Genomic DNA, 16,813 nt, shown 5'->3' on the forward strand with positions numbered 1-16,813 from the left:
CGGTCATCCGCCACTTCCAGGACGCCTACCGGGTCGAGAAGGTCACCGTGGTCGCGGACGCGGGCATGGTGTCGGATGCGAACAAGAAGGCGCTGGACGCGGCGGGACTCGGGTTCATCATCGGCGCGCGCCTGCCGCAGATGCCGCACGTGATCGCCGACTGGAAGCGCCGGCATCCGGGCCAGGACCTGGCCGACGGGCAGATCTTCACCCAGCCCTGGCCCGCCGGCCCCACCGACGCGCGCAGCGACCACTGGTACTACTACCAGTACAAACACGACCGCGCGCGACGGACCCTGCGCGGGATCGACGAGCAGGTCACCAAGGCGAACAAGGCGCTGGCGGGCAAGGCGGCGGTCAAGCGCAACAGGTTCGTCAAGCTCACCGGCGGCACCCGCAGCCTCGACCAAGCGCTGATCGACAAGACCCGATCCCTCGCGGGGATCAAGTCGTACGTGACGAACCTGCCGCCCGAACAAGCCGACGCCGAGTTCGTGATCGGCGCCTACCACCGCCTCTTCCAGATCGAGAAGTCCTTCCGCATGGCCAAGTCCGACCTGGCTGCCCGCCCCATCTACGCCCGAACCGCCGACTCGATCCACGCCCACCTCAACATCGTGCTCGCCGCGATGGCCGTCGCCCGCTGGACCGAAGACACCACCGGCTGGTCCATCCGCCGCTTCGTGACCACCGCTCGCCAGCACCGCACCGTCACCATCAACGTCGACGGCAACGAGATCTTGGCCGAACCACCCCTCCCCGACGACCTCGAGACCGCCATCAGGACCGTCGAAGCCCGCCAGAGATCATCCTGACGAGACACGAAAACGACATCACCGCCACTCGTCAGCATCAACGCCTGTGGATGAAGCCGCCCGTACTAAATGATCAAAGTCGGGTTCCAGCGCCGCGATCCTCTCGTCACGCAGCGCGAGCGCTTCGACGATCTGCTCACGCGACGGCTCGACCACCCACCCAACCTACACGTTCCCGCAGGTCACAGCCTCACGAGACGTGCGGCTGAACAGGTACATTCATAGCTCCTTGCTGCGGCGTGCTGCCAGGGCTGGGATGTTCTGGATCTTGGACTCGGGCATGTGGTTCCAGTCGATCCCGGATGGCCTTTTGCGGACCGTCGTCTCGATGACGCGGGTGGGAGTCACGATCAGGTCGACATGGAAGTCGTGGGCGGATTCGGGGATGTCGGTGTCGAGGACCTGGAGGTCGTGGACGGTTGTCGAGATCACTGTTTCTGTGCCGATCAGTCCTGCCTCGGCCAGGATGGCGACCTCGATGTCCCCGTAGCCGGCGCCCTTGCCGATTCTCGCGCCGGCGATGTTGACCGCGACGCTGCCGGTGACGACCAGGTCGACCGGTCGCATGCGGTCGACGTCGACCCGCCGGGCGAAGCGCACGGCCTCGTGCCGGTCGGCGGCGACGTCGGGGCTGACGGGGAGGGTCGCCGGGTCGAGCAGGATGAACGGCTCGGGTTCGGCGAGTCTCGGGATCGCCATGTAGACGAGCTTGCCGGCGCGCAGGGCAAGGGCTCGCACGGGCTGTTGCGGCGTGTCCGGGACGATCTTGACGACTCGTGAACGCTGCCAGGGTTCACAGCGGGCGAGGCTGTCGGCGGCGTCGTCCGCGCCGGTGAAGTCCGGGATGCGGCCGTGCACGTCCGACGGCGCCGCGCCCGATGCCGCGAGGTCGTCCCAAACCTGCCGCCGCAGAGCGGCCTTGGCCGCGTCGATCCCCGGTGCCGTCATGCGTGCATCCTCGCACCTGGCGAGGACACGGGGCATTCATGGGGACACGAGCGCGAGGAGGCGTTCACGCACGTCACGGACCTCGTCCACGTCATGCCATGGAGCCAGTTCGCGACCGGCCCGGAAGGCGACGTTCATCCCGCCTCCGCCGCGGGTTGTTTCCACGACGTCGATCGCGCGCGACAGCACCGCCGCGGCCTGGTCCGGCAGGTTCTGGCGGATGAGCGCGAGGGCGATGCTTCCGGAGCCGCCGCGGGTACTCTGCTCAAGCAGGCACTGCCGACCGAGGGGGCGCTGATGGGCCAGATCGACGTCGATCCGGGCTTCGGTCCGTACCTGGAGAGCCTGCGCAAGGAACGTGGCTGGTCGCTACGCCGGCTCGGCGAGCACGTGCATATCTCGCATCAGCACGTGTGGGACCTTGAGCGTGGCAAGAAGCGGCCCAGTCTCCAGGCCGCCGAACTGCTCGACGACGCACTCGACGCCGGCGGACGGCTCGTCGACATGGTGCGGCCCGTCGCGGATCCGATCGAAGCACCCGGCCGATCACTCGCCGACGCCATTCGAACGCCGCTGCAAGGCTCCGCCGACCTCATCCTCGAGCACCTGCACTCACAGCTTGGGATGCTCGCGGCCGTCGACGGGAAGCACGGCGCGCACGCGGCGCTCGTCGGCACGCGGGGAGTCGTCGACGTCGCGACCGCGGTCGCCAGGCACACGGACGATGACGCCGGGCTCTTGTCGCTCGCCGCGCAGGCTGCGGAGTTCGTCGGCTGGCTGTACCGCGACACGGCCGACGCCACCCGGGCCAGCCATTGGTACGAGCGAGCGATGGAGTTCGCCCAGGCCGGCGGGGACATGGCGATGCAAGGCTTCGTGCTCCTGCGCAAGTCGCAGATGGCTTACGAGTCGCGCGACGGGCGACGCGTGCACATGCTTGCACGTGCCGCCCTCGACGGACCATGGCGGCTTCCTGACCGCTTGCACGCCGAGGCGCTACTCCAGGTCGCCCGCGGCGATCTGATGCTCGGCCGCTCGATCACCATGCACGACATCGTCGAACGCGCCCGCGACACCGCACCCGACACGAACCTGATGCTGCGCGAAGCGTCATGCTGGATCGAGGCGGGCGAGCCCGAGCGCGCCGCCGAGCTGTACGAAGCAAGCATCAGCAAGGCCAGCGTCTCTGAACGCGACTCGGGCTACTACCGCGGGCGGCAAGCGGTCGCGATGGCGGCGGCGGCTCGACCGGATCGAGCTGCCGAACTCGCGCACGAAGCGTTGCTGACGTCGCGGAAGACCGGCTCGCTGCGCACCCGGCAGGCCGTCCGGGAGGCCCGCACCGCGCTGGCGCCGTGGCGCTCACGCGATGCGCTGGCCTCGCTGGACGACGCTCTCAGCGCGTCGGGCTGATCCACTCGGCCACGGCCCGGATCACCTCCGCCTGCCACTGCTGGGACTGCGGGTTCAAGTAGGTCGGGTCCTGGTCGACGGCGAAACCGTGCTGCGCGCCCTCGACGCGCAGGAGCCGGGAAGCGCCGTTGAGCTGGCCCATGGCTTCGACGCTGGTGTCGATCGGCACGAGCGTGTCCGCAGTGCCGTGGACGACCAGGGTGGGCGCCTGGATCTCGTCGAGGGAGCGGTGCGGCTGCAGCCAGAACACCTCGTTCAGGATCCCCGGACCGTGGCGGAACGTCGGCGAGTACTGGATATAGCCCTGCTCGGCGAGCTCGGCTGCCTTGTCCTGGTCGAGCCGGTCGTCATTCCAGTACGGCTTGCTGTCGATCGTGCGCAGCTTGTAGTTGATCCGCGGGCATAACAGCACGAGCCGGTCCACCTCATCCGGCCGCTTGGCGGCGTAGTAAGCCGCGATCCCGCCACTGAACGACTGTGCCGCCAGCCCGATCCGGGACGCACCGGTCTCACGCCGGACCGTCTCGATCGCGACCCGGATGTCATTGAGCACCGAAGCGAGCGTGAGGTCCTCCTGCCGGCCGGCGGACTCGCCGTGGCCCCGCAGGTCGAACCGCAGGGAAGTCATCCCCGCATCGGCGAGCCCGGCGGCAAGCCGATCGAAGAACCCGGCCTCGTGCCTGGTCACTCCCCCACCGTGGACGAGGACGACGGCGGTATCCCCCGGGGAGTCCGGCGTGGTGAGGTCACCGACCAGGTCGAGACCGTCGAGTGTCTGGAAGTGCACAAGTCGCTCGGGCATGGTGCCTCCTCGGCTCGGGATACGGCGCCCATCCTGGCAGGTGTCAGCCACAACGCGCACGTGTCGGCTGACGACGGCTTACGCGGCGGACCTGTCATCTCGGGACGACGGCAGCGACCGTGAAGGCATGACCTCATCACTCGACCGCATCGCCGCCCCACTCCCGATCCGCCACCTGAGCGAGCACGCGTGCTACGCGCAGGGCTGCGACGGCATCGCCGAGATCGGTGAGGCCTACTGCTGGCAACACGTCGGCGCGGACGACTGGGTCGAGCGCCTCCGAAGGGGCGAACGGTGACCGCGGCGGAGGAGGCGACGGCGTTGCGGTGGGTGCTGATCACGTCCGGCCGGTTCGCCGGTCAGATCGGCCGCCTGCTCGGGCAGGGCCCGGAGCGGGCCGGGGTGGACCTGGGCGTGGACATCGACGGCGGCAGCGGCATCGTGTCCGTGCCGGTCTCGGCGGTGCGGGAGGTCGAGCGGTGAGCGCCGTCGAGGGTGAGGAGGACTTCGCCGCCGAGTCCGCGGTCGCGCCACCCGTGTGGCAGGTTGGCGACCGGGTGCGGATCGTGGGCGGGGCGCCGCAACTCCTGGGCGCGGTCGGGACGGTCGTCGAGGTGAGCCTTCCAGGCCGATGGCCGGTCCGTGTCGAGGTCGAGCGTCGGCGTGGATTCGGGCAAGTGCTCCGGGCCGCCGATGAACTGGCGTCCGAAGACGAGGCGACGTCGTGACCTGGGTCCTGGTCGGGTATGTCGTGGTACTGGTCGTGCTGCTGTGCGCGCGGGCCGCCGCGCGGGCGCGCCGGTGACATGACGAGGAGCCCGCCATGCTGAGGACAGCAAGCCGAACACGCGCCGCGCCCTGTTCCGGTCCCGGTACCCTTGATCCACGTGACCTCCCCCGTGATCGCCGTAGTCGGCGGCGGACAGCTCGCCCGGATGATGGCCCCCGCAGCCGCGGAGCTCGGAGTGCGTCTCCGGGTCCTCGTGGAAAGCGCCGGCACCTCTGCCGCGCAGGTCGTCACTGACGCGCCCGTCGGTGCGCCGTCGGATGAGGCCACGATCCGCGCCCTCATCGCCCCGCCCGCCGGCCAAGCCAGGGCCGACGTCCTGACGTTCGAGCACGAGCACGTGCCGAACGACCTGCTCACCGACCTGATCGAGCACGGAACGCCGGTCCGGCCCGGGCCGCATGCCCTCGTCGCCGCGCAGGACAAGATCGTGATGCGCACGCGCCTCGGCGAACTCGGTGTGCCGTGCCCGCGCTGGCACGCGTTGCCGTCGTCGGTCGACGGGGGCAGGGCCGCGCTCACGGAGTTCCTGGCCGACCTCGGTGGTGAGGCGGTCGTGAAGCTCGCGCGCGGCGGCTACGACGGCAAGGGCGTGCGTGTCGTCTCCACCGTCGGCGGGGCCGACGACTGGCTGGTCGCCGCCAGCGAAGGCGGGCCGCCGGTGCTCGTCGAGGAGAAGGTGCCGTTCCGGCGGGAACTGTCGGCGCTCGTCGCGCGCCGGCCGTCCGGCGAGGTGCGCGCGTGGCCGGTGGTCGAGTCGATCCAGCGCGACGGGGTGTGCGCGGAGGTGATCGCCCCGGCGCCGGGCCTGTCCGACGACGTCGGCGCGCGCGCCCGCGAGATCGCCGTCGCCGTCGCCGAGGGCCTCGACGTCACCGGCGTGCTCGCGGTGGAGCTGTTCGAGGTACCGACCGACCCGGCCGATCCGGACGGGCCGACGACGGTGCTGGTGAACGAGCTCGCGATGCGCCCGCACAACTCCGGCCACTGGACCATCGACGGATCGGTGACGAGCCAGTTCGAGCAGCACCTGCGCGCGGTCCTGGACCTGCCGCTGGGGTCGACGGACCCGGTCGCTCCGTGGACCGTGATGGTGAACGTGCTGGGCTCCGAGCGCGAGGCCCTGGCCGACGCGCTCCCAGAGCTGCTCAAGCGGTTCGACACCGCACGGGTCAACCTGTACGGCAAGGACATCCGTCCCGGCCGCAAGCTGGGTCACGTCAATGTGAGCGGAACCGACCTCGACGAGGCGCGGGCCGCGGCCAGGGGAGCCGCGGCCCTGCTGATGGGGGACGACGGCGGCCGGGCGGACAGCAGAGGTTCGGTGGCAGAGTCCGCCGCTTCCGTGGTCGGGCCCGTCGAGACGAAGGAGAGCGCACTGTGAGCACCAACCCGCAGGTCGGAATCGTCATGGGGTCCGACTCCGACTGGCCCGTGATGCGGGCGGCCGCCGAAGCCCTCGCAGAGTTCGACGTCCCGATCGAGGTCGACGTCATCTCCGCGCACCGGATGCCGACCGAGATGATCGACTACGGCCGCACCGCCGCCGAGCGAGGCCTGCGGGCGATCATCGCGGGAGCCGGCGGCGCCGCCCACCTGCCCGGCATGCTCGCGTCCGTGACGCCGCTGCCCGTGATCGGCGTGCCGGTGCCGCTCAAGTACCTGGACGGGATGGACTCGCTCCTGTCGATCGTGCAGATGCCGGCGGGCGTGCCGGTCGCGACGGTCTCGATCGGCGGCGCCCGCAACGCAGGCCTGCTCGCGGCGCGCATCCTCGCCTCCGGCACGGACGAGGCGGCGGCAGCGCTCCGCGAGCGCATGCTGGCCTTCCAGTCCGACCTCCGCGACCTGGCCCACGCCAAGGGCGAGAAGCTCCGCGCGTCCGTAGTCGAGTAGTAGCTCCTCCTCATCGGCCTGGCAAACCGCACTCTTGACGGCGCCGGGCGGTAGAGGATTTACTACACTCGAAGGATGGAAGAGTGGGAGATCCGGGTCACCGATGAGTTCATGGCGTGGTTCGCCACGCTGGATGACGAGTCGCAGGCCCTGGTCTCAGCGGCGATCGACCGGCTCGCCGACGCTGGGCCTCAGCTTGGCAGGCCGCTGGTCGACCGCATCACGGGCTCGCAGATCCACAACCTCAAGGAGTTGCGACCCGCGTCGACAGGTCGTACGGAGGTGCGGGTGCTGTTCGTGTTCGACCCGTGGCGATCGGCGATCCTGCTCGTCGGCGGCGACAAGTCCGGTGCGTGGTCCGCGTGGTACCGCACTGCGATCCCGCAAGCCGAGGAGTTGTACGCGATGTACCTCAACGAACGCGAGGAAGGGGATGGAAGGCCATGACTTCTCAATATCCCAAGTGGTCCGCCGTGCGGCGCGGCATCGTCGACCGGCTCGGCGAAGATGTGCTCGCCGAGGCGCACGAGCGCACGCAGGCATACATTGACGGGCACAGGCTTGCGCAGCGCCGTACTGAGTGTGGGCTGACGCAGCAGGACGTCGCGGATCGGATGGGCGTCACCAAGAGCCGTGTCTCGCAGATCGAACGTGGTGACGTCTCGACGTTCGCTGTGATCGCCCGCTACGTCGAGGCGCTTGGCGGCACTGTTCAGGTGACGGCAGTCTTCGGCGACGACATGTACCTTCTGCGGGGTACCCACGCCGCGTGACCTGCCCGGAGCGTGGTCCGATCCAATTTGACGACGCCGACTGGCTGATCGCGGTCTGGGAGGGGGGCAAATTGAAGGGGCGCTAAGGATGCTGCCGAGCCTTGACTGGAAATGCGGCCGAATTCTTTGGCGGAATAGGGTTCTGATGGCAAAGTATGAGAAGAAGAGTTCTGATGATGCCGTGCGCTCTCGACTGGCGATGCTGGGCGTATTGATCGGTTTTCTCTGCGGACCCGGATTTGCTGTATCCCTCTTTGTGGAGGTTCCATCATTTGTTGCCGCGTGCTTGTTGATCTTGCTTGTATTGGGCGCAACGCTGGTAGTGGTTGGCTCAGTATTGGAATCACGTAGTCGCGGGGTGTCGGCTTGGAGGGTTGCGCGCGGATCGGCGTCGAGCTTCTTTCGATTTATTTTCGATTTCTCGGTATGACCGGCTCTTGAGCCCTCGGGCTGCCTCCGCTCAATGCGAACAGCGCCGGGCGTGTAGGTCGGTCTTGGAAATGCGGAAGGACCGCCCCGCATGCCAGAGGTCGTGGTAGACGGCGATGACCTCGCTCGGGGCTGGGGCTGGCCGGGACGTTGCAGACGTAGCCCGTTACCCAAGTCAGGTCGGAAGTCCGGTGTGTGAGCCGGCGTGCCGAACTGCGTCGCGGTGGCAGCACCTCACGAAGATTCGAGGCCGACCTGCGCGGCGTGGACCCACGCGGCACCTCATCAGCGCGCCACGAACGTGCCCGCCGCGATGGCTTCGAGGATGGTGGCGGCTCCGTGCTGCTCCAGCGTGCCGGTCGTGATGTCAGCGGCGTGGCGGACGGCGGCCGGCGCGTGACCCATCGCCACCGAGATGGCGGCCCACTTGAATCCGGGCAGGTCGTTCACGCCGTCGCCGATCATGACCGTGTCGTCGTAGGACACCCCGAGCCGCCGTCGTACCGCGTTCAGTGCCGTGCCCTTTGACAGCAGGGGTGGGGTGACGTCGGTCCAGTCGTCGGTGGCTGCGGTCGTGGTGAGTCCGAGCGCCTGCACGTGGTCGAGAAGCGCGGTGGTGACTCCGGGTGCGCGCAGAACCATGCGCGGTGTGGAGGAGGGCAGTTCGTCGTCCGGCACGAGGAGCTGACGGCCGTTGAGCGTGCCGCGCGGGAAGGCATGGGTGACGTAATAGCCGCGGCCGATCGATTCCACGGCGATCGAGGTCTCGGGCCGGAGTTCTCGGACCAGGCGGACCACCCGGGCGGTGTCGAACACGAACGAGTCGACCACCTCGTAGCCGTCGGGCAGGTTCGGGGCCAGTCGTGCTGTGACGGCGCCGTTGGAGGCGACGATCCAACCCGAGGTCAGACCGAGGCCCGCGGCGACCGGCAGGGCGCCGACCAGCGATCGGCCGGTAGCGACCGACACGTGGTGGCCGGCGGCGACGACATTCTGGACGGCGTCGGCGATGGCGGGCGGTACGTCCATCGTGCCCTCTGAAACCACAGTGCCGTCGACGTCAACGGCGACGAGTCGCGGACCGCCTGTCGTCGTCACGATGGTGGTGGTCTGTGTGCTCGCTGCGTCCTGGGTCGTGTGATTGCGGAGCGTGCTGACCGGGCCGGGTGTCATGTGCGTCATGGGCATTCTCCTCGGGAGGTTCGAGTGGCATCGGATCGATGTCCGGCACCAGCCTGCGGGTCCGGTCGTGCCTCTCGCGATGACGAAAGCGGCGTTGAAAAGGCGACATTAGGGCGACATTTGGTCTAGTCTTGAGACCATGACAACGCCCAACACTGTTCTGCGAGCGTGGCGGGTGAGCCGCAGGATGAGCCAGGACGGGATGGCGCGTGCGGTTCAGGAAGCCGGCGCTCGCATCGGAGAACCCAACGACGCGTCCAAGCGACTGATCCAGCGCTGGGAGACCGGGGAGACCCGGCAGTGCCGCAACGCATACGCCAAGGCCCTGGAAGCGATGACTGGCCTGCCGATCGAGATGCTCGGCTTCTCCGTGCGCGTTGCCTCGGACGGGCAAGGCGGACACGACGTCGTCCGCGAGCCCGACGCCACCCGCGAGGAGGAAGCCCGGCCCAAGGGTGGCACGCATGTGGTTCCAGGCGCCTACAGCGGCGTCTGGCTTTCGCGCTACCAGTACTTTTCTTCCGGCCGGGAGGGCGCTTTCGAGGGTCTGCACTACGTCGTGCTGCTCCAGCACGACTCGCGGCTGACTGTGCGCTCGTTGCCCCGCGCCAGTTCGAACCCGGACTCGAACCTGTCCATGGACCTGGGTATCGAAGGCAACGTCGTCACCGGTACCTGGCGCGAGGAGACCTCACGGGAGGGCTACTACCGGGGAGCGGTCTACCACGGAGCCATCCAGATGCTGATCGAGCCGACCGGGCACCGGATCACAGGCAAGTGGGTCGGCTTCGGCCGCGACATGGACGTGAACAGCGGCCCGTGGGAACTCGTCTTCCAGGACGCCAGCACCTCCCAGGCCACCATCCGCAGCTACAGTCGCCCGCCGGGGAGTAGCCCGATAGTGCTCTGACATGCGGTATACGCGCAGGTCACGCCCGCCTCACTGACAAACTGACACTGGCCAGGCGCAAATTTTGTATATTTGCGGTCCCGCGATTGTCAGTTTGGGTGTCGAGGACTCTTGGCGGCCGGGCGCGCCGACAGGACTCGCGGGGAAGGCTCCTGCGATCGACGCACGCCGACGGCGGTCTCGGGTAGCGGGTCGTGACGGCGAGCTTCGGCCTCCTCTGAGACCTCGGTCAGAAGCGCCTCAACGTTCGTCTTCTCACTCATGATTCTTCCCATCCGGTGCGAGCACGTTCATCAGTCCGCCACCACATCCCGTACCGCGACCGTGCTCTCCGTCGCCGCGGTCTCCGGCGGTGTGAGTGTCGCGATCAGGGAGCCGTCGGCCAGGCGGAGCGCCCAGGGCGTCGCGGCATCGCCGGTCGACGTCACGCCGATCGCGGTCACGTCCTCGCCCAGGGGTTCCAGGTCCTCGCCGGACAGGTCGAGATCCTCACCCGCCGGGACCTCCACGTCGAGCGTCCCCGTCTCGACGCCGTCGGCCGCGTAGCCGGTGACCGTCACCTCGGCCGACCCGATCGGGTCGTCGTCCTCGCCCCGCGCGGTCGGCACGGCGGCGACGTTCAGCGTCCACGACACGCCGTCGGGCACCGCGAGCAGGCCGGACGACGTCGGGTCCGCGCCTGCGTCCCCGTCGTCCACCGCCTGCCCCGCGATCCACGCCGTGTCGTACGGCTCCTGGTCGACGACGGCGTCCTCCGGCACGGAGCCGCGCCGGTGCACGAGCCCGCCGCCGATCACCGGCACGGTCGCATCCACCACCACGGCGTACCGGCCCTCGGGCAGCCCGCCGAGCGGGATCTCGGTCACGGTTCCGGCCTGCAGCGAGACCTCCTCCACGCCGCGCAACCAGACGCGCCCGTCCGCGCCGTACACGCTGAGCCGCGCCGTCCCCTCGCCGTCGCCCGGCGCGAGCAGTCGCAGCGCCGGAGCGTGCGGGTCCTCCACTGACTCGGCCCGGCTCTCCACCCCCACGACCGCCAGCGCCGACGACGGCGAAGCCCCGCCCGCCACGAGGTCCGCACCCTGGGGCACCAGCCCGTCGATGCGGTGATGCTGCAGGTAGGCGACCACGCGAGCGCCTCGGCTCACGGCGTGCACCGCGAGGCGCCCCTGCCCCGGGGCGATCGCCTCGAGCGTCGTCGACACCTGCCCGCCCGCCGGTACCACCACGAGCGCCTGCCCGCCGAGCGTGATCGGGCCCGACGGCCCCCAGACCTCCAGCGACACCGAGGCGGCGGTGCGGCCCGGGTTCTGCAGCACGAGGCGCGAGCTCGACCCGACGCTCGACGACCCGCCCACGAGCCAGTGCTCGATCTCCGGCTCCCGGCAGGCGCCCGCCACGAGTCCGCGCAGGTCGCCCGCCGTCGTGACCGACGTCGCGGTCGCGGCCGCGACCGCGCCCGGCTCCGCCCGGATCACGCGCGCCGCGTCGTCGTGGCTTGCTAAGTCGCTGCCCGTCGAGTCCTCGTCGCTCGCAGTGTCCTCGTCGCTTGCCGCGTCGTCGTCGCTCGTCGCGTCCTCGCCACCCGTCGCGTCCTCACCGCCCGCCGCGCCGCCGTCGGGATCCGTGCCGTCGTCGTCGTGAGGATCCGTCCCGTCGCCGGGATCCGCGTCGTCACCGCCGTCGAGGTTCTCACCGTCGAGTCCCACCACCTCCGGCGCCTCGGCGGCGATCGCCAGCCTGGACTCCGTCTCGACCGGGCTGGCGTCGAACTGGTCGTCGCCGACGTTCTCCTGGACGAGTTCGGCGGGGGACGGGCAGACGAGCGTCGTCTCGCCGGGCGCCACCTCGACCGCGCGGGTCGGGGCCGTGTCGGCGGCGCCGCCGGGGGCGTGCTGGGCGAGCATCGCGACCGCCGCGACGCAGGCGACGCTGAGGGCGTGCACGCCGATCCGGCGCGTCGTCGTCCAGGCCGTCATCGTGATCGCCTCCGCCGCGTCGTGGTCCCGTCAGTCATCGTGACCGCCGTCCTCGGACCGGGAGTGCGAGCAGTGCGAACACCGCGCCGACCAGCCCCAGCGTCAGCAGCCAGACGGTGCGGTGGGGTGCGTGGTAGCCGATGTCGAGGCGTCCGCCGTCGGGCCCGAGCTCGAAGCCTTGCAGGGTCGCCCCTGCCGTCCGTACCTCGACCGGTTGCAGCCGGCGCCCGTCGAGCGTGGCCGACCAGTGCGGGTCGGCCGACTCGGCGAGCACGACCCGCCGGGTGGCGTCGCCGTGCGCCACGTCGACGTGCACGCTCGGACCGCCGGACGCCACCAGGACGGCCGACCGCCCGTCCTCGATCCGCGCCCATCCCGGCGTCGGCTCCTGTGTGGTCCGCACGCGCCAGAGCGTGATCGACTGCCCCTGCGTGACCCGCTCCACGCCGGGAATCATGTCGAGCGACGCCGTCAGCTCAGCGATCCGGGCGGCCCTGCCGGAGCCGTTCGTGGCGTCGTCGTGCAGGTCGGGCGTCGGGACCTGGACGGCGCCGATCCCGAGCGCGGCGAGCCGCTCAGCCACGTCCGGGTCCGTCCCGCCCGCGAGCCGGACGACGACGTCGTCGACGGCGGCCTGGGCCTCCGCACCTGCCGTCACGGCTGCGGCGGCCTGGGCCCACGCCGCTACCGACGCGTCGACGAGCTGTGTCCCGTCGCCCCGGAGCAGGGCGTACTCGAGGGTGCCGGCGTCGCCGGCACCGAGCTGCAGGACGCGTGCCTGCCGCGGCACGGCCTGCATCTGCTGCCCGACGGCGGGTACCGCGGGCTGCGCGGTGGCGTGCACTCCGTCGTCGGACAGCGGTCCGGCGAGGTACCAGGACGCGAGGCCGGCCACGCTGGCGAGGCCGATCGCGAGCGGCACCGCGACACCGGCGGCCGCCACCGTCCGCGCGGCGCGGCGTGCCCGGACCGCCCGCGTGGTGCACAGCGCGGCGCCGCCCAGGCCGAGCAGCACCACGGACGCGAGGGCAGTCCCGGAGGTGCGGCCGTCCAGGACGCCGTCGTCCAGGCCGAGCGCGTCGAGACCGCGTGTGCCGAGTCCGTCCGCACCGCCGTCGGCCAGGACGACGACGGCGAGCGCGCAGGCGACGAGGATCCAGCCCACGCGCGCGCCGGCGGCGCGGGGGCCGAGCAGCGCGGCGAGTGCGACGGCGCACAGCAGGCCGCCGAGCAGGTACGGCCCGACCTCCAGGCCCGGCCACGCGCTGCCGAACCACGCCTCGGGGGCGCCGGCCTGTCCGAGCAGTGCCTGCCACCCTGCGGCGGACTCGCCGGGCGGGAGCGTGCCGGGCAGGGCCAGGGGGTCGGCCACGAGGAGGCCGATGTCGCCGGTCCGGGCCATGTAGATGAGCAGCGGCGCGCACGCGACCAGCGAGGGGAGGATCGCCAGAGCCAGGTGGACCCGGCGGGACGGGGCGGCGAACGCCGCGGCGGCCAGCATCACCACCGCGATCGGCAGCAGCACCGGGGCGCCGGAGACCGCGACCGCGAGGGCCAGGCCCGCGGCTCCTGCGGCGCCGAGGCGATGGCCGCGCCCTTCCTCGACGAACGCGCCGTCGAGGAGGGGCCGGTCGTTGACGGCGTCGACGCTGGAGCGGTCGGGAAGGTCGATCTGCTGTGCTCCCACGGACCGGACGAGTGCGAGCGCGACCCACGGCAGGGCGAGGTGGGCGACGAGCGCGCCGAGCAGTCCTCCGGAGAGCGCGCCGAGCAGCGGGGGAGCGGCCGCCCACGCCACAGCCGCGACGGTCCGTACCCAGACGGAACGGGTCACGGCCCCCGTGGCGGCCCAGCCGCCGAGGGCGGCGAGCGGGAGGGCCACGACGAACAGCGCGTTGATTCCGGTCTGGAGGGAGTTCCCGGTCAGCAGGGCGAGCCCGGTCAGCGTGAGCAGCAGCGGGTCGCCCGGCCCTGCCTCCCCGAGGCCCGAGCGCACCCAGCCCGACGTCGCGGCCGTCCACACCTGGCCCGTGTCGGACGACGCGGGCAGGAGGGCCCCGCCGACGAGCCGGCCGCTGTCGGCGAGCGTGCCGAGCACGGGCCCGAAGACCGCGGCGGCGAGTCCCGTCACCGCGACGACGACGAACGCCAGCACCATGCGGCGGCGGGCCGCCATACGGTGCAGGTCCGCCCGGTCGAGATCGTCGGGTCCGGTGTAGCGGGCGTCGGCGCGGGCGAGCCGTCGCTCACGCAGCTCCCGGAACGTCTGGCGCCAGGTTCCGAGCAACGGGCGCAGCACGCGGTACGGCTGGGTGGCGCTGCGCGCGGTGCGGCGCCGCGCGCGGAGCACGCTGCCCAGGCCGAGCAGCATCCACAGCGGAGCCATGAGCTCGTCGCGGGCGGCGGCCGGCTGTTTCACGGCGAGCCGGTAGGCCGCCAGGAACGGAGCGCCGGCGACGACGGCGAGCATCGCCCAGCCGAGCAGCCAGGGCGACGCCGACACGAGCCGGAACCGCAGCTGCGCGCGTCGCATCCGGCTCCGGTGGGAAGGGTCGGACAGGGACTGCTGCGCGTGCCGGACCACGGCGCCCGGCACGACCGTGACCCGGTGCCCGGCCAGCCGCACACGGCGGCAGAACTCGAGGGAGTCGCCGAACGGGCCGTACTCGGCGTCGGTGCCGTCCAGGTCACGCCACACCGACGTGCGCACCAGCGCCCCCGCGAGCCCGACGGCGAGCACGTCCTCGCGCGAGTCGTGCTGGCCCTGGTCGATCTCGGTCTCGTCGAGCCCGGTCATGCGCCGGCCCAGCGGGGAGACGGTGTAGCCCACCTGGAGCAGGAGGCCGCGGTCGGGATCCGCCGGGTCGCGCGGCTCGCCGTCGTCGTCCAGCTCCCACCTGCGCTGCTTGCAGCCGGCGACGGCGACGGTGGTGGTGTGCTCGACGGAGCGGAGCAGCGCCGCCAGGGTGCCGGGGACGGGGGCGGAGTCGTCGTGCAGGAGCCAGAGCCAGTCGGGTGCGAGCGTGTCGCCCGAGGAGGTGAAGCCGGCGACGGCGGCGTTCACCGCGTCACCGAACGACCGGGAGTGGCTCGCGGCGACATAACGTGCGCCGTCGAGGCTGAGCCCCTGGTGCGCGGACGTGGAGGGTGCGGTGTCGACGTCGACGACGACGATCGAGTGCGGCGCCAGCGACTGCCCGCGGACCGCGGCGAGCGTGGCTTCGAGGTAGGAGCTGCGACCGCGCGTCACGACCACAGCGGTCACCGTGACGACGGTAGGGGCGGATCCGGTGACCGACCTGACCGCGGCGAGGGCGGTGTCGGTGGTGCGGCGGGGCGGGAGCCCGGTGGGTGGCGAGGTCATCTCGCCGACCATCATGCGCATCGCGGGCCGGATCCGCAGGGTAAGGAGGAAAACCGGCGTGTCGCGCTCCGCCGGAGGGAATGCTTGTCAGAATGCCTGCCGGAACTCGGGTGGTACGCCGCAGACGGCAGGGCCGGGCGGCGGGGTCGGTGACGTCAGACGGCGCGCCGCTTGAGCTTGCGCCGCTCCCGTTCCGAGAGCCCGCCCCAGATGCCGAACCGCTCGTCGTTGGCGAGGGCGTAGTCGAGGCACTCGGCCTTGACCTCGCAGCCCTGGCAGACCTTCTTCGCCTCGCGCGTGGAGCCGCCCTTCTCGGGGAAGAACGCCTCGGGGTCGGTCTGCGCGCACAGTGCGCGTTCCTGCCAGCCGAGCAGGGCGTCGTCCTGCTCCTCATCGAAGAGCGACAGCACGTCCGCCATGGTCTCGCTCGGGCGTTCGGTGTCGGACGGGATCTCGCCGTCCGGTTCCAGCATGTCCCACATGATGTGTCCCTCCATGCCGTCTCTGTCGGTCATGTGTCGCGCGTGTCCACGCGCTTGCTTCGCTACGAAAACTGCATACATGGAATTACACGCGTGTCGTGTGGAGTCGTCAAGCGGAAGTGTGCTATCGGCCGAGGGTTTCACAAGAAAATCGCCCCCACCTCGGCGGACGGTCACGGGTAGAGGCGTGCGCGGCGCGACCCGGCGCGTAGCCTCTGTGCATGCTCGTCTCCACTCTTCTCGACCGTCTCCAGTCCGATCCCGGCCGCCCCCGCCTCACCTGGTACGGCGACGACGGCGAACGGGTCGAACTCTCCGGAGCGGTCCTCGCGAACTGGGTCGCGAAGACCACCAATCTGCTCGTCGAGGAGTACGACGTACAGCCCGGCTCGATGGTTGGGGTGAATCTGCCGGTGCACTGGCGCACCGTGACCTGGGCACTCGCCGCGTGGCGGGTGGGTGCCACGGTGGTGCTGTCCGACGGGGCGCCGTCGGGTCCGGCCGCCGAGGGGCTGGACGTCGCCGTCACGGATTCTCCCGAGCGCTGGGCGGCGTCGCCCGCGGACCTCGTCGTCGTCAGCCTGCCCGCCCTGGCCCGCCGGTACGACGGCGATCTGCCGCCCGGCGCCATGGACGCGGCCGCGGCGGTGATGACGTACGCCGACCAGGTGATCTACGCGCCCGAGCCGGAACCCGGCCGCGCGGCACTGGCCGGCGCCGGCGCGGACGGCTCGCCGACGACCGCCGTCGTGCGCCACGACGAGCTCGTGCCCGAGGCCGGGGACGGGGCGCGGGTGCTCGTCGACGGACGAGGCGCCACCGCCGACGTGCTGCGCGAGCTCCTGCGCACCTGGGCCGGCGCGGGCTCCGTGGTGCTCACGAGCCCCGCCACGGCCGCCGCCCTGGAGGCTGACGCCGCGCGTCGTGACCGGCTCGTGACCACTGAGAAGATCGAGAAGATCGCCTGACCCGTTCTCCACGAACCCTCTACCGTCCCTCTGTCCGGCCTCTGCGCCCGTGCAAGTCCGCCCCC

General features: G+C 71.0%; 19 protein-coding genes. 12 read left to right on the forward strand and 7 right to left on the reverse strand.

The genetic code is table 11. The annotated features are described in order from the left end of the window. A partial coding sequence (locus ACYVK5_RS21535) for an IS1634 family transposase (protein ID WP_460708022.1) occupies positions 1 to 815 on the forward strand: 815 nt, incomplete at its 5' end. 18 nt (positions 816 to 833) lie between these two features. On the opposite strand, the gene ACYVK5_RS21540 is transcribed toward ACYVK5_RS21535, so the two are convergent. Both ACYVK5_RS21540 and ACYVK5_RS21545 read right to left on the reverse strand, forming a co-directional pair. Beyond that, the gene (locus ACYVK5_RS21540) at positions 834 to 971 is read right to left on the reverse strand and encodes a hypothetical protein (protein WP_460708023.1); all 138 of its coding nucleotides are present in this window, start codon (positions 969 to 971) and stop codon (positions 834 to 836) included. A gap of 63 nt (positions 972 to 1,034) precedes the next feature. Then, positions 1,035 to 1,763 carry a 5-formyltetrahydrofolate cyclo-ligase gene (locus ACYVK5_RS21545; protein ID WP_460708024.1) on the reverse strand — a complete coding sequence of 243 codons (729 nt, stop codon included), beginning with the start codon at positions 1,761 to 1,763 and terminating at the stop codon, positions 1,035 to 1,037. 93 nt (positions 1,764 to 1,856) lie between these two features. Here ACYVK5_RS21545 and ACYVK5_RS21550 point away from each other — a divergent pair, with 93 nt between their 5' ends. Beyond that, positions 1,857 to 3,176, forward strand: a complete 1,320-nt coding sequence (locus ACYVK5_RS21550) for a helix-turn-helix domain-containing protein (RefSeq protein ID WP_460708025.1) — start codon at positions 1,857 to 1,859, stop codon at positions 3,174 to 3,176. Here the strand turns inward: ACYVK5_RS21550 and ACYVK5_RS21555 are convergent. Then, positions 3,160 to 3,978: an alpha/beta hydrolase gene (locus tag ACYVK5_RS21555; protein WP_460708026.1), complete on the reverse strand. Its 819-nt coding sequence runs from the start codon at positions 3,976 to 3,978 to the stop codon at positions 3,160 to 3,162. The two genes, ACYVK5_RS21550 and ACYVK5_RS21555, sit on opposite strands and share 17 nt — an antisense overlap. A gap of 127 nt (positions 3,979 to 4,105) precedes the next feature. Between ACYVK5_RS21555 and ACYVK5_RS21560 the strand changes: the two genes are divergently transcribed. The 8 genes from ACYVK5_RS21560 (at position 4,106) to ACYVK5_RS21595 (ending at position 7,864) form a co-directional block, all read left to right on the forward strand. Next, entirely contained in the window at positions 4,106 to 4,276 is a 171-nt protein-coding gene (locus tag ACYVK5_RS21560) for a hypothetical protein (RefSeq protein WP_460708027.1), read from the forward strand. Further along, positions 4,273 to 4,461 carry a hypothetical protein gene (locus ACYVK5_RS21565; protein WP_460708028.1) on the forward strand — a complete coding sequence of 63 codons (189 nt, stop codon included), beginning with the start codon at positions 4,273 to 4,275 and terminating at the stop codon, positions 4,459 to 4,461. Before ACYVK5_RS21560 ends, ACYVK5_RS21565 begins: the two co-directional genes overlap by 4 nt. After that, on the forward strand, positions 4,458 to 4,706 hold the full coding sequence (locus ACYVK5_RS21570; protein WP_460708029.1) for a hypothetical protein: 249 nt from the start codon (positions 4,458 to 4,460) through the stop codon (positions 4,704 to 4,706). The genes ACYVK5_RS21565 and ACYVK5_RS21570 overlap by 4 nt, the downstream gene beginning before the upstream one ends. A gap of 159 nt (positions 4,707 to 4,865) precedes the next feature. Continuing rightward, positions 4,866 to 6,149, forward strand: coding sequence for a 5-(carboxyamino)imidazole ribonucleotide synthase (locus ACYVK5_RS21575; protein WP_460708030.1), 1,284 nt, complete (start codon positions 4,866 to 4,868; stop codon positions 6,147 to 6,149). A gap of 26 nt (positions 6,150 to 6,175) precedes the next feature. Then, positions 6,176 to 6,661: a 5-(carboxyamino)imidazole ribonucleotide mutase gene (purE, locus tag ACYVK5_RS21580; protein ID WP_460708050.1), complete on the forward strand. Its 486-nt coding sequence runs from the start codon at positions 6,176 to 6,178 to the stop codon at positions 6,659 to 6,661. Positions 6,662 to 6,736: 75 nt separating this feature from the next. Then, the gene (locus ACYVK5_RS21585; protein WP_460708031.1) at positions 6,737 to 7,108 is read left to right on the forward strand and encodes a type II toxin-antitoxin system RelE/ParE family toxin; all 372 of its coding nucleotides are present in this window, start codon (positions 6,737 to 6,739) and stop codon (positions 7,106 to 7,108) included. Between the two features lie 26 nt (positions 7,109 to 7,134). Then, the gene (locus tag ACYVK5_RS21590; protein ID WP_460708032.1) at positions 7,135 to 7,434 is read left to right on the forward strand and encodes a helix-turn-helix domain-containing protein; all 300 of its coding nucleotides are present in this window, start codon (positions 7,135 to 7,137) and stop codon (positions 7,432 to 7,434) included. Positions 7,435 to 7,579: 145 nt separating this feature from the next. Continuing rightward, the gene (locus tag ACYVK5_RS21595; protein WP_460708033.1) at positions 7,580 to 7,864 is read left to right on the forward strand and encodes a hypothetical protein; all 285 of its coding nucleotides are present in this window, start codon (positions 7,580 to 7,582) and stop codon (positions 7,862 to 7,864) included. 284 nt (positions 7,865 to 8,148) lie between these two features. On the opposite strand, the gene ACYVK5_RS21600 is transcribed toward ACYVK5_RS21595, so the two are convergent. Then, positions 8,149 to 9,045 (reverse strand): HAD family hydrolase, encoded by an 897-nt coding sequence (locus ACYVK5_RS21600; protein ID WP_460708034.1) that lies wholly within the window; start codon positions 9,043 to 9,045, stop codon positions 8,149 to 8,151. A 139-nt stretch (positions 9,046 to 9,184) separates the two neighbouring features. On the opposite strand from ACYVK5_RS21600, the gene ACYVK5_RS21605 reads away from it, so the two are divergent. Then, positions 9,185 to 9,955 (forward strand): hypothetical protein, encoded by a 771-nt coding sequence (locus ACYVK5_RS21605; protein WP_460708035.1) that lies wholly within the window; start codon positions 9,185 to 9,187, stop codon positions 9,953 to 9,955. Between the two features lie 293 nt (positions 9,956 to 10,248). Here the strand turns inward: ACYVK5_RS21605 and ACYVK5_RS21610 are convergent, their stop codons facing one another. The 3 genes from ACYVK5_RS21610 to ACYVK5_RS21620 all read right to left on the reverse strand — a co-directional run bounded on the left by ACYVK5_RS21610 (position 10,249) and on the right by ACYVK5_RS21620 (position 15,717). Then, complete coding sequence (locus ACYVK5_RS21610; protein WP_460708036.1) at positions 10,249 to 11,934, reverse strand: DUF5719 family protein; 1,686 nt, start codon at positions 11,932 to 11,934, stop codon at positions 10,249 to 10,251. Between the two features lie 34 nt (positions 11,935 to 11,968). Continuing rightward, positions 11,969 to 15,298 carry a glycosyltransferase family 2 protein gene (locus ACYVK5_RS21615; RefSeq protein ID WP_460708037.1) on the reverse strand — a complete coding sequence of 1,110 codons (3,330 nt, stop codon included), beginning with the start codon at positions 15,296 to 15,298 and terminating at the stop codon, positions 11,969 to 11,971. 155 nt (positions 15,299 to 15,453) lie between these two features. Continuing rightward, entirely contained in the window at positions 15,454 to 15,717 is a 264-nt protein-coding gene (locus ACYVK5_RS21620) for a WhiB family transcriptional regulator (protein ID WP_225997651.1), read from the reverse strand. 284 nt (positions 15,718 to 16,001) lie between these two features. Here ACYVK5_RS21620 and ACYVK5_RS21625 point away from each other — a divergent pair, with 284 nt between their 5' ends. Next, positions 16,002 to 16,748: a TIGR03089 family protein gene (locus ACYVK5_RS21625; RefSeq protein WP_460708038.1), complete on the forward strand. Its 747-nt coding sequence runs from the start codon at positions 16,002 to 16,004 to the stop codon at positions 16,746 to 16,748. Positions 16,749 to 16,813 lie beyond the last annotated feature (65 nt).

The sequence above is a fragment of the Myceligenerans halotolerans genome, assembly GCF_054782975.1.